Source organism: Paenibacillus pabuli (assembly GCF_039831995.1).
Taxonomy (GTDB): Bacteria; Bacillota; Bacilli; order Paenibacillales; family Paenibacillaceae; genus Paenibacillus; species Paenibacillus pabuli_C.
The window spans coordinates 267,613-279,574 of sequence record NZ_JBDOIO010000003.1 but is presented as its reverse complement, the minus strand read 5'-3'; the positions used below and the strand labels follow the sequence as shown (position 1 = coordinate 279,574).

General features: G+C 47.3%; 8 protein-coding genes. 1 reads left to right on the top strand and 7 read right to left on the bottom strand.

Annotated elements, in window-relative coordinates; translation table 11 throughout:
* Nucleotides 1-81 precede the first annotated feature (81 nt).
* A complete protein-coding gene (locus ABGV42_RS03575) occupies nt 82-1,437 on the bottom strand; it encodes an extracellular solute-binding protein (protein WP_347380409.1) in 1,356 nt (451 codons plus the stop codon).
* Between the two features lie 283 nt (nt 1,438-1,720).
* Between ABGV42_RS03575 and ABGV42_RS03570 the strand changes: the two genes are divergently transcribed.
* On the top strand, nt 1,721-2,476 hold the full coding sequence (locus tag ABGV42_RS03570; RefSeq protein ID WP_347383132.1) for a helix-turn-helix transcriptional regulator: 756 nt from the start codon (nt 1,721-1,723) through the stop codon (nt 2,474-2,476).
* Between the two features lie 196 nt (nt 2,477-2,672).
* Here ABGV42_RS03570 and ABGV42_RS03565 read toward each other — a convergent pair whose 3' ends face one another.
* From ABGV42_RS03565 to ABGV42_RS03540, 6 genes are all read right to left on the bottom strand, one after another.
* On the bottom strand, nt 2,673-4,295 hold the full coding sequence (locus tag ABGV42_RS03565) for a response regulator (RefSeq protein ID WP_347380408.1): 1,623 nt from the start codon (nt 4,293-4,295) through the stop codon (nt 2,673-2,675).
* Nucleotides 4,296-4,298: 3 nt separating this feature from the next.
* On the bottom strand, nt 4,299-6,053 hold the full coding sequence (locus tag ABGV42_RS03560) for a sensor histidine kinase (RefSeq protein ID WP_431523597.1): 1,755 nt from the start codon (nt 6,051-6,053) through the stop codon (nt 4,299-4,301).
* A gap of 33 nt (nt 6,054-6,086) precedes the next feature.
* Nucleotides 6,087-7,787, bottom strand: a complete 1,701-nt coding sequence (locus tag ABGV42_RS03555; protein ID WP_347380406.1) for an extracellular solute-binding protein — start codon at nt 7,785-7,787, stop codon at nt 6,087-6,089.
* 148 nt (nt 7,788-7,935) lie between these two features.
* Nucleotides 7,936-9,468 (bottom strand): glycoside hydrolase family 43 protein, encoded by a 1,533-nt coding sequence (locus ABGV42_RS03550; protein ID WP_347380405.1) that lies wholly within the window; start codon nt 9,466-9,468, stop codon nt 7,936-7,938.
* Nucleotides 9,469-9,843: 375 nt separating this feature from the next.
* Nucleotides 9,844-10,830, bottom strand: a complete 987-nt coding sequence (locus ABGV42_RS03545) for a glycoside hydrolase family 43 protein (RefSeq protein WP_347380404.1) — start codon at nt 10,828-10,830, stop codon at nt 9,844-9,846.
* Between the two features lie 70 nt (nt 10,831-10,900).
* Nucleotides 10,901-11,935: an endo-1,4-beta-xylanase gene (locus ABGV42_RS03540; protein WP_431523596.1), complete on the bottom strand. Its 1,035-nt coding sequence runs from the start codon at nt 11,933-11,935 to the stop codon at nt 10,901-10,903.
* Nucleotides 11,936-11,962 lie beyond the last annotated feature (27 nt).

The following is an 11,962-nucleotide window of genomic DNA, read 5'->3' as shown; positions in this document are numbered from 1 at the left end:
GCGACCATAAAACGGTTGACTAACTAACCCGGACAGACCACACTAATACTGATGCGTTCTGCCGGTGTATAGTGTAGGTGCTTATTTATATACCTCATCAATCGCTGCCTGGAAGGGAGCCTTGTATTTCTCAATCAGCGTAGATACGGATACGCCCTCTTTAAGCTCTGCATCAAAGTCCCAGAATGGCAAGGAAGGGAATGTATTGTGGTCGAGTACAAGCATGCCCTCTGCAACCTCTCTAGCGTTATTGATGTCCGCCTCATCCGTCAGATGTGTCTCCAGCGTGGATTGGCCGGGATACTCGTAGATCGAATCGATCTCGTTAATTTTCTCCCAGATGTACATCAGTTGTTCCGGGTTCTCCACCGCTTTAGGAATTGTAATTGCTTGGTAGCGTGATTCACCGGAGTGATATGCCGAAGCACTTGGTCCTTTGGGAAAAGGTACAAAGCCGATATCATAATCCTTCATATCCGTCATAATGCCTTCCACCTCGTACATTGCCCCTGCGTACATCAGCGTATTACCTTGACGGAAGAAGGTGGATGGTTCTGTCCAGTCGCCGCCTTCTGAAGCTCTGCCGACTTTCTCAGTTGCCAGTTTGGACAGGAAGTTCAGCGCTTCTTTGGTCTTCGGATCTTCCAGGTTCTGCTTATCTTCTTTGGTCAGAGAAGCTTCGTTGGAATACAAAATGGGTTCAAGAAGGCCTGTCTGAGCAAGTCCCCACGTATCCAGCTTGCCATCATTGTTTCGATCCTTGTTTGCTTCTTTTGCGACGCTGAGGAATGTATCCCAGTTCCATTCATCGGCATCCACATATTCCTGCAATGGCTTCAAGCCCAGTTCCTGCATAAGGGTCCGGTTGTAGAAAATGCCATTAATAAACGAAGATTGATCTTCGGTAAACCCGTAGCCCTTGCCTTCGTACTGCATATATTCCTTGGTCGTTTTCTGGTTGAATACCTTGTCGTTTTTGATATAGTCATCCACTGGCCACAACAGATCCTGTTTGGTCAATGCGGGGATGGCGTAGTCCTTACCGAGCCTTACAAAGTCACCAAGCGGTTCACCTGCCATCAGGGAAGCCACCACTTTCTCCTGATACTCACCAAAGTCGATGGAAACATATTCGATGTTAAAGTTGTGTTTTTTCTTCAGTGCTTCTAGATTTTCGAGGCGCTGAATATTGTCCGGGTTATTGTCCTGAATCTCCATATCCCACCAAGCAACCACTTTGATGGTCCGGCCGCCCATATCAAAATCCATCTCCGGCGTGGAGTTTTCATTCTCGGGCTCAGTTTCGGCAGGTTTTTGTTCCTCCTGAGGTGCCGGTTTCTCCGGTTCAGGTTGTGCGGTTGGCGTAGAACTGCATGCAGCAATTAACAGCATGACCGCGAATACCAGGCTCAGCAGCATAAACTTGTTTTTTCTCATCGTTTTCCCCCCTGATTGTCGTTTGCTCCCACAGTGTATCTCTCGGATGAAAGCGCAAACAACCTGATGAAACTTAGATATTTACCCTGTCAAATTATAGAAAGGCGGGCTTTTGAAGAGATACGTCCTCTTTTTATTGTGAATTGGTAAAGAAATGCACTGTCTGCAAAAAGTTGCACATTGTATGCGCTTTCTTTTATTCCCATAATAAAATTATGCCTTTATCCAGAGATGAACCGCCCGAACGAAATTCAGGAAGGTGAGGTCATGCTTCTTGTACAATATGCTGCTTGTCGATTACAGTCGCCGTTGGTGCAGAGAACTTCAGCATCTGCTGAACCATAACAAATCGCAGTATGTGATCGGTGAATGTGTCCATTCTGCTCCTGCAGCCCTGACTGCTTTATCTGAACGGCAATTTGCCATTGTTGTTGTATTTACGGAGCAGTGTGATACAGCTGGGCTGTGGTTATGTCACCACATACGGAAAACAAGTGATATTCCAATCCTTCTACTGGGTGGAAGAGATCACTACCGACTTGTGCGGAAAGCACTGGCTTATCAGGTAAATGACTATTTGTCTGGTCCAGTCCGTCCTTCTGATCTGCTGAACAGTTTACTTGGAATGCAGAACAGGCTGAGCTCTGAACCAGTAAAACAAAGTATACCTAGTAAATCCCCTATTCCAATCTACGGAAAAGCAATGAACTCCAGTCATGTCATCCGCCTTGTCAAAGCCTATATCCGGGATCATCTGGGGGATGAAATCACGTTAAGGAAAATTTCCGATATGCTGCATTTCAATTGCGCATACCTGGGACAGAAGTTCAAGCTGGAGGAAAATATGTCTTTCACGGATTACTTGCTTCAGCAGCGTATGGAGAAAGCCAAGCAGCTTCTATCCTCAACCAGTTTGCGAATATACGAAATAGCTGTAGAGGTCGGTTATAAGGATATTGATTGGTTTTACAAAAAGTTCAAATCGTATACCGGTTCAAGTCCCAATGCCTATCGAAGACAGAAAACTCATACGGCATAGGTATGAATGAATCTTTTTGCTATTTGGAACTCTTCCAGTCAAACCAAAAAACGCAGGAGCAACTGCTCCTGCGTTTTTATCATATCCGGATCCTTTTGACATCTGATGAAGACAGTTAACCTATCGTAAATGTACGGAAGCATAATTGACTCTTGTAACATGTCTCAGCCAATCATTTCTGTTTCCTTGGATTCCCCTATCGAACCAGCAAGGATTCGCGGTATTCCTGCGGCGTCATACCTGTCAGCTTCTTGAACAGACGCGTAAACGAATGAGCTGCTTCATATCCGACATGCAGCGCGATTTCCCGCACCATAAGATCCGTATGGGCCAACAGCTCCTTGGCTCTTCGAATGCGGCAATCGTCAATAAACTCAGACAAGTTGATCCCTGTTTCCTGCTTGAAAAACCGGGAGAGATAGGATGGGTTGAAATGATTCAATTCAGCCAGTCGGACCAAGGATAAATCCTTCTCAAGATTATTTTTGATGTACGTGCATATCGTTTGGGTCACCAAATTAGCCCGTTCCGCTTCATTGGCCTGTTTGAATTGAACCAACTTATCAGCTGCCTGATACAGGTTGTGTACGGCCTCCCTTATACTTCGATAATCTCCGAGATGAAGAAGGCTTCGCTGATCAGGGATCTCATGCGGAAGCCCCCAACGATTGAATGTGGTGTACAGCATCAGTGCCAAGTGATAGTACGTCTCCATCGCTCGCTCCATAGTCATGTCCTGCTGCAGTAATTCGTTGATCAGCTCTTCAAAGACGTCATAAAAAGACTGGAACCTGCCGGCTTCCAAATAACCGATCATTAATTCGATCCGGCTTGAAATGCGGAAGTAATCCTTGGAAGCCCCCACTGCAGGTTCTTCGGTTTTATCTGTTAACACCATGGATACCCCGTCCCCGATCTTCATCCATTGCAGGAGACGCAAACGTTCGTATTGTCTTGGAATTTGGGACCATTGACAGCCCTGCCCGCTTAATGCGAATGCAATGGATACACCTAAGGAAGACTGACAAGCTTCTTGTACAAGTTCCAATGTACCTTCGACATAGGTGACAAAATCATCGTCCGGGCTGACTTTCTCTCTATTCGGTTGAATCAGCCAGACCGCATCGCCATAATGATCGGTGACGCTGGCAGATGTCGCATGTTCACGGATAAGCGAAGAGCCGATCACTCGAATGGATGCCTGAACATGTTCGAGATCAGCCGGGTTTCCAGGCATCGTGTTGAATCGACCAAGCACCAGGAACACCGGAGAATCGGATTGCAATTCAATGTTTCTTCGGGTCAGTTCAGCTTGGATCTCATCTGCTGAACCGGCCGGCTTACATTGCTGAAGAAGCTTACGCACATAGTCCTCCTGCTGCAGCGCGGCTAATCTGGAAGTAATCTCACTAGACTGTTCCAGCACTTCATTCATGGTATGACTTTGCCGAATCTCTTCGATCACCTGTTCAACGACGGTCATCACTTTGTCATAGCCCTCTGTTTTGAGTAAATACCTTACGTTGCCCATTTGAAAAGCCTTGTAGGCATAATCAAAATCACTGTGTCCTGTCAAGAAAATAACGCGGCATTGCGGCCATCGGGCCTTAATCTCCTCGGTCAGCTCCAGGCCGCTTGTTCCCGGCATGCGGATATCTGTCAGGACAATGTCTATCCTTGAGCGCCGCATCCAAGATAACGCCTCCGCAGCAGAGTAGGCTTTGCACACATCAAGGTTGTCAGGCATATATCTGGCAAACGTCTCATACAGACTATCCGTGATAATCTCCTCATCGTCCACGATCAAAAGTCTATACATTCGTTATTCGTCTCCCCTTCCTTCCGCCTGAATCCGAACAGCGACTCTTAACCCCTGCAGCTCACTCCTGGAGAGAAAAAGACCGCTTTTTTCCCCATAGGTCAGTCTAAGGCGTCGGTGTATATTCATTAATCCGGTCATTTCATCTGTACTTGTTTCATTCAGTAGCCGCTCTTGGAGGAGCTCAATATCTTCCATGCGCAGCTCGTTTCCGTTGTCTTCCACGACAAATTCGATATAGGATTCCTTCATATAGAAATGTACGCGCAAGAGACCCATATCTGTATTTTTCTCAAGACTGTGCTCGTAAGCATTCTCAATAATCGGCTGAATAATCAGCCTGGGCACCTGAATCTGTTCCATCTCCAAGGGTACCTGCCCGAAGTCCACCTTAATGCGTCTGGAGAATCGCAGCTGCTGAATTTCCGTATAGATTCTCGAATGCTCCACTTCCTCCTTCAAGTGAACATGATCTGTCCCATTTCGGGTGATAAAGCGGAAATACTCGCCAAGCATGTTCGTAAATTGTTCAATGCGATCCGTGTCTCCTGTTCTGGCGAGAGAACTTAAAATAAAGAAGCTATTGTACAGAAAATGCGGATTAATCTGGGATTGAAGCTGTCTTAATTCTGCCCGCTGCATCATCATCGTCATTTTGAAATCACGGTCAATCAGCTGCCGGAGATTTTCGATCATCAGATTGAAACGGCTGTACAAAAAACCGAATTCGTCTTTTCGATGATGGTTGATTGGAATGTCCAGCACGCCTCCCTCCATTTTCTTGAACCTTTTGACAAGCAGCAGCAGCGGCATGTGGATCAGCTTGTAGCTGGAATACAGATACGCTGTAATGGCGATGAATGAAGTGATGGCAAAAATCCAGGCCCATTGAACAAATCTGCTGAGAGGTTTGGTTACGATTTCCTCCGGCAAATAGGTGGCTACGGACAAGCCCAGAGTATTCATATGAAGCTGGTTCACATGATATAAGGTCCCCTCCACATTCACCTGAAAGCTTTCATGCAGATTTGCAAGGCTATATTTACGGTGACTTGACAGAATGACATCACGCTGCTGCTGATCTGAGATGGCATGCCCTGTTTGGTCTTCAATCAGCAATGTTGCACTCTCGGGATAAAGATTGAGCTGTGACAATTCATTCTGAACTTCAGCGTTATCCAGTTCCACTTGGACAACAAACAGTGGGGCCTCTTCTCTCTTGCCTGATAGTCGCACGGCGCTAAGATTAAGGTTGTCTTCTTTTACAGTAAAGCGAACGCCTTTCCCTACATGATTTGAGCTAAAGTAGCTAAAGGAACCCTGATCGAAGTCATCAATGCCCTGCACGGCTGATATGCTCTTGTTGACTGAAGGAATATGTACGTAAACGTTCTTGATGTAAGCACTGCTGTTCTTGAAAGCGGCCAATCGTTCAGATAAATAATTCAACGTTTCACGTCTCTCCACTTGATCCATCATGTTCCAGAGGATGGCAAGCCGGTTCAGTTTCCGGTCTTCAGCGATATCGAACTGCTGCAGTTCCATCCATTCAATCTCCCTGTTCAGCTCCATAGCAAATTGGTTCAGACGCCGATCCGTCGACAGGGATATTTCCTGGCTTGCCGTATCGTAACTCCAGTGATATAGATAAACTCCAAGAAGGATCAGAGGAGTCACAAAAACCAAATAGGTCATGATTAATCTTGCAAATATGCTGTTAAGCCACGACTGGGCAGGAATTCTGAACAATCCTTTCACCTCCTGTCCAACAGGCTGAAATAGGATTTTGGGCTAATCCGAGGAGGCGAACGTTGAATGATCCCTTGCAGCATTGGTTCTGAACCACACATTCACCTCCGATGTAATTTCTTCTCCACCCAGCTTATACCAATCGTCCACGAACTGATCGAATTCTTCGATAGGCGAACCAAGAATAATATTCATGTAGACTTCAAGCTGGAGGTCTCGAAGAATGATTTGCCGATCAACCATGGTTTCGGTAATTCCGCCGGTGAATTCATCATATAGAAGCTGTCCGTTTCGGTCATAACCGTCGGCAATACTGAAGGCCCCCGAGGGTCCATAAGTTTGTTTCCATCCCCAGCCACTCTTTAAACCTTCGGATTCATAAGCAGCCATTCGTTTATGGATCGCAAGTGCTTCGTTCTCCAGGCTTGAGAAATCCCCGCTGTTACTGGCATCACGAATAGCTCTGTAGGCATCCATGTTTTTCGTCCCTGGAAAGGGTGTTACCGGCGAAAGCATCCACACAGCGCGTGAATCATCATTGTAGTAGGTTTCATACTCGGCCTGCTCACCCCAGTTTTTATCCAGATGCAGATTCATGAGCTTTACGATGACCTCAGGATACGCAAATCCTTTCCTTACCGCGAAGTATTGTCCTGTATTGGAGCGGAGCGGGACCCTTATGCCTCGTCCTGACTCCGCCACAAGAGGATAAGCTTGCCACTCCGCATCGGTGTCAGTATCGCGCGTAGTCTGAAGCATGAAGGGGGTCCACTGTTCACCATACAGCATGCCGATTTTACCGTCCTGAATCAGTCGGTACTCCTTGCTTCCGTTTTTGTAGGCAAATTCGGGATCAAGCTGACCTTCAAGGTATAGCTTCTGTAGCATTTCCAGCGCTTTTCTCACCTCCGGTTGTATGCCACCGTAGGCCAGATTTCCACCCTTGTCCTTAACCCATATGTTCGGGTAGGCTCCGTAACCGGCCATGAATCCGGATACACCCATGACGGGATCCCACAGATAACTAGTCATGGCAAGTCCATAGGTGTCCTGTTTACCGTTTCCGTCAGGATCTCCTTCTGTGAACGCTTTTGATATCTGCAGGACGTCCTCCATCGTTTTGGGCGGCTGCAGGTCCATATCTTCCAGCCAATCACTTCTGATCCACAGATACTGCGCGGTTTCTATGGAAGAAGACGATTCCGGGATGGCCATCAGTCTTCCTTCAATTGTGGCAGCGTCGAACGCACCTCTACCCTCAGCCTCCAATATTTTTTTGGTAAGCGGAGAGGCTTGCGACTTGTACACGTCTGTCAGATCTTCAATCAATCCGGCGTTGCTTAACTGCCTGAGCTGATAAGGATTAACTTTGACTACGTCCGGAAAACGACCTGCCGCGAGGGACACCCCCAGCTTCTGACTATAAACGTCACCCGTTGCAATCCAGTCATAGTGAATCTGAATGCCCAACTCTTCTTCGTATAAGCGAGTCCAGCGATTATCCACCAAACTCTCACCCGGTAATTGGTCGATCATTCGCTGCAGGTCCTCTCCGGTTTCCCTGACAAAAGTGACTTTTATCGGTGGAACATATCTTCCTTCCTCTTCAAGAGGTTGTCCCTGCTGCCCAGCAGGGACGGGCTGTGGTTGCTCCAAAAACCCTTTTGTAAAGCCTGCAGGCATGCACACCACAAGGAGCAGAATTAAAGCCCATCTTGTTCTGTACTTCCATTGATTAGGCACAGCGACTTGCCCCCAGTTCTGTTGGAATGAACGATACTATTTATTTGGGATCATCCCGAATCCGATCATTATATAACCAGCTTGGCCTATATGCGTACAAAAAGCCGCCATCAGGCGACTTTAGCCGTACCATCGTGTATTTAGTTGCTTAGAGGATCCGGTATTGAAAATCGGAAAAATCGGCCGTTCCTCCAATGATCTGGGTTGAATACAGGAACAAGGCAATCCGGCAGCCCATGAAATGATCCAGTTTATAGAACATCTTGTGGGGAATGCCAAGTGGCTTCCACTCTGTGCCATCGAGATTGGCAAAAGAACACTCATCCTGATTGTTCTCGAACTGGCCTGACGCTTGGAGTGTAACAACTGGTCCCGCTACGCGAATTCGCGCATGCTCCGTCGCAGGCTCCTGATCAACCAAATTGCCGAATATGCTGGAATCCTGACTTTCCCGTGCCTGCATGACAAGATAGAACTGTCCCTCATCCCTTGTTAGTGCAATCAGACCGTAAGTGCCTATTAGAAAACCTATTCCTGCATAATCACCATCGTTCAATCCGCTGCCGTCAAGTGTGACGTTTACCGTACAAGCGGGCCCCATCGCACGCTGGGTCAGTGTATTCACAGCAAAAGTAAGGTTTGGGCTGAGCTGGCCGGTCCGGATTCGGTATACGCCAGGCTTCTCGGTTACGGACCACAGCTCATCATGTGGCGTATGGTTCCATTGCCAAAAATCACGGAGGCTTACCCTTCCGTCATCCTCGATGTGATACCCGAAATCGTCACTGCCTACCAGCGGGCTATAACGATAATCTGGCCTTGTGCTAGGAATATCTATTTTTCTAGGTGCTTTGCTTGCAAAAACGGGAATACCGTCTTCAAAATGCATGGGAACAAGTACCGGAATACGGCCCACGGCACCATGATCCTGAAACAGCATGGCATACCATTTACCATCCGGGGTATTGACGATCCCTCCTTGAGCAACACCTGAATTGAAATAGCCCATATCGTCGTTAAAACATTCCCCACCGACAAATTCACCGTCCAGCGTATCCGCCATGTAGTAAGCCTGGGTTCTTCGCCCCGCCTCTTTGGAAATGTGAATCAGGAACACATAATACTTTCCATCAATCTTATAGAAATGGGCACCTTCGTAGCCAAGATGGTAAGGTTCTCTCTCTTTCACGATTAAACGCTGTGTTCCTCCCGGTTTAGGTCCTGACAGATCAGCCTTTAACTCGATCAGATGAATCTCGGCATTACCATGTACCAGATATACTCGGTCGTCATCGTCAAAGAACAGGGAGCAATCATGATAAAAGCCCTCAACGAACCGTTTCTCCCATGGCCCCGTGATGGAGGAAGATGTGTACAGATACGTCTTTCGCGTATCATTGGCTACAAAGACCACATAAAACGTTCCTTGATGATACCGAAGTGAAGCTGCCCACATTCCTTTGCTATAGATTTGCTTGCCATCTTCCAGTCTTTGGGCGGGGGTGTCATCCAGCCGGTCATATACGTAGGTTGCCACTTCCCAATGAATCAGATCATACGAACGCAGGATGACGCACCCGGGCATCATATGCATTGTTGTACTGACCATGTAATACGTATCTTCTACACGGATGACATCAAGATCCGGGTAATCAGCCCATATAATTGGATTGGGATACATACCTCTAGTACACCTCACTTGGTTTTGGGTATTGTTAAGTCAAAAGCACCTTTATAAGCTGACTCCTCAGTCAATCCCATTTTACATGTTTTAGTGATGATACGACAGATCAATTAAACATCTTTTTCCTACGTGATGTTCGCTTCAAGTAAATGCCACAATGTAGCATAATAACCTTCCATGCCATAGTCATCATGGCAAGAAGGTTATTATGAGATGACAATACGTTTTTTAAAACGCTTACAAAATTACCATGAAAGACGTAAGGTGGTCTAAAAAACCGAACCGGTGCCCCAAGACAACAATGATTCAAGGGCACCTTCATGGTAACGGTTTGATCGTAGAGGCCGCATTCAGACCATCCAACCCGACTTGTTACTTCTCTGGGTATGGATCAATCATACGAATGGTGCCGTCCGGATTGTACGTCAACTCGGCAAATTTTACGCAGCGCTTGTAGTCAACACCGCCGGACAGGGAGCAATCATGATAAAATAAATACCATTTATCCTCACATTTAACAATGGAATGATGTGTTGTCCATCCCAAAACAGGCGGTAATATGGTGCCCTGGAACGTGAATGGTCCCATAGGATTGTCCCCTGTAGCATACACCAGCTTGTGCGTTGTTCCCGTGGAGTAAGACAAATAATATTTGCCATTATACTTGTGCATCCATGGTCCTTCAAAATATCTGCATTCTTCGTTGCTGGCGGTAAGCGGCTTGCCTTCCTGATCCACGATCATAATCTCCATGGCCTCCGAAGACATCGAAAGCATATCCTCGCTGAGCTTGGCGATTCGTGGGCCAAGGGCAGGCGCATCCGGAGCAGGACCTTCGGCATCCTCCACGTAGCTTCCCGTCTGCCACTTCTCCAACTGACCGCCCCACAGCCCGCCAAAGAGCATGTAGGCTTCATCGTCCTCATCAATGAATACGGCAGGGTCGATGCTGAAGCTGCCAGGGATGTACTGCTCCTCCGGTTGGAATGGACCTTGGGGAGAAGAGCTTGTTGCTACGCCTATCCGGAAGATGCCATCATGATCGCGTGCGGGGAAAAACAGATAATATTTTCCGTTTTTGTATGCAGCATCTGGCGCCCACATCTGACTGGATGCCCACGGGACATCCTTAACGTGCAGCACTTCACCATGATCCACGACCGGTGAATTCAGATCGGCCATGGACAATACGTGATAATCCTCCATTTTGTATTGGTCTCCGTTGTCATTCACCGGACCGTCATGATCCAGATCATGAGATGGATAGATATAGATCCGATCCTCAAAAACGTGTGCTGATGGATCTGCAGTATAGATGTGGGTGACTAACGGTTGATGTGGTTTAGGCACTTCAGACATTCAAATACTCCCTTTCAAAAGAGATCGATTCAATTTCAACATTTTTTCGGTCACTTGAACGATATAAGTATCACTTTTTCTCCATTGCAGCATGCTTCGGAATCTGAGCAACGCGCTCATAAGCCGGTTTGGGAGCATGCGACTCATCGAACAAAAATGGCCAATTTTTCCTGCCTTTGACCGGGAAATGATCAAGCCAGGTATAATCATCGGCTGCCCCCCAGAATGTGACGGCGCTGATGTGTTCACGATATTCGTAAAGCAGACGGAAAATGGATTCATATCGCTCGGCTTGCAGTTCCAGCATCCCCTTCTCAGGACGAGTCAGGTCCGTACGTCGGTCTTCAAAGCGAAATACCGATACGTCAAGTTCAGTGAGCTGAAGCTGAAGACCAAGCTGGGCATAACGCTCAATTGCAGCACGCATGTCGTCCAGTGTGGGGTCGTATAAATTCCAGTGTGCCTGCAAACCTACCCCATGAATCGGTACGCCTTGATCCAGCAGTGAACGAACAAGTCGGTAGATGCGCTCCCGCTTATGCGGGTTGGACTCGTTGTAGTCGTTATAAAACAAGAGAGCCTGTGGATCTGCTTCATGAGCAAACTCGAATGCTTTGGCAATAAAGTCCTCCCCGGCAATATCCAGCCATTTGGAAGGCCGCAGAAATGCACTTTCATCATTCTCATCGGAGATGACCTCATTCACAACATCCCAGCAGTAGATCACATCCTTATATCTGCCGACGACAGTCTGAATATGCGAGCGAAGCCGTTCGAGCAGTAGATCCCGCTCCGCCTTTCCGCCCGTTTCGTTTTCGAACAACCAATCGGGAGTCTGATTATGCCAGACCAGCGTATGTCCTCGCAGTGCCATGCCTTGCTCTCTGGCAAATGCAGCTATAACGTCTGCGTTCTCGAACGTGTACAGATTCTCCTCCGGGTGTATGCTTGAAAATTTCATTTCATTTTCTGCTGTCAAGCTGTTGAAGTGGTAGGCCAGCAGCGAGCGCTGGCTGTCGATCGTCCGGGGATTAACCGCTGCACCGATATGAAAAGCATCCTTATATAAAGCCTTCAATGATTCCTCTTCACGCCTGGATTCCATAATTCCCCTCCTCCTGATTACCGAATA

Excerpts from the sequence above, each read along its gene's own strand:
- ABGV42_RS03575 (WP_347380409.1), bottom strand. The coding sequence starts at position 1,437 with ATGAGAAAAAACAAGTTTATGCTGCTGAGCCTGGTATTCGCGGTCATG.
- ABGV42_RS03570 (WP_347383132.1), top strand. The coding sequence starts at position 1,721 with ATGCTGCTTGTCGATTACAGTCGCCGTTGGTGCAGAGAACTTCAGCAT.
- ABGV42_RS03565 (WP_347380408.1), bottom strand. The coding sequence starts at position 4,295 with ATGTATAGACTTTTGATCGTGGACGATGAGGAGATTATCACGGATAGT.
- ABGV42_RS03550 (WP_347380405.1), bottom strand. The coding sequence starts at position 9,468 with ATGTATCCCAATCCAATTATATGGGCTGATTACCCGGATCTTGATGTC.
- ABGV42_RS03545 (WP_347380404.1), bottom strand. The coding sequence starts at position 10,830 with ATGTCTGAAGTGCCTAAACCACATCAACCGTTAGTCACCCACATCTAT.
- ABGV42_RS03540 (WP_431523596.1), bottom strand. The coding sequence starts at position 11,935 with ATGGAATCCAGGCGTGAAGAGGAATCATTGAAGGCTTTATATAAGGAT.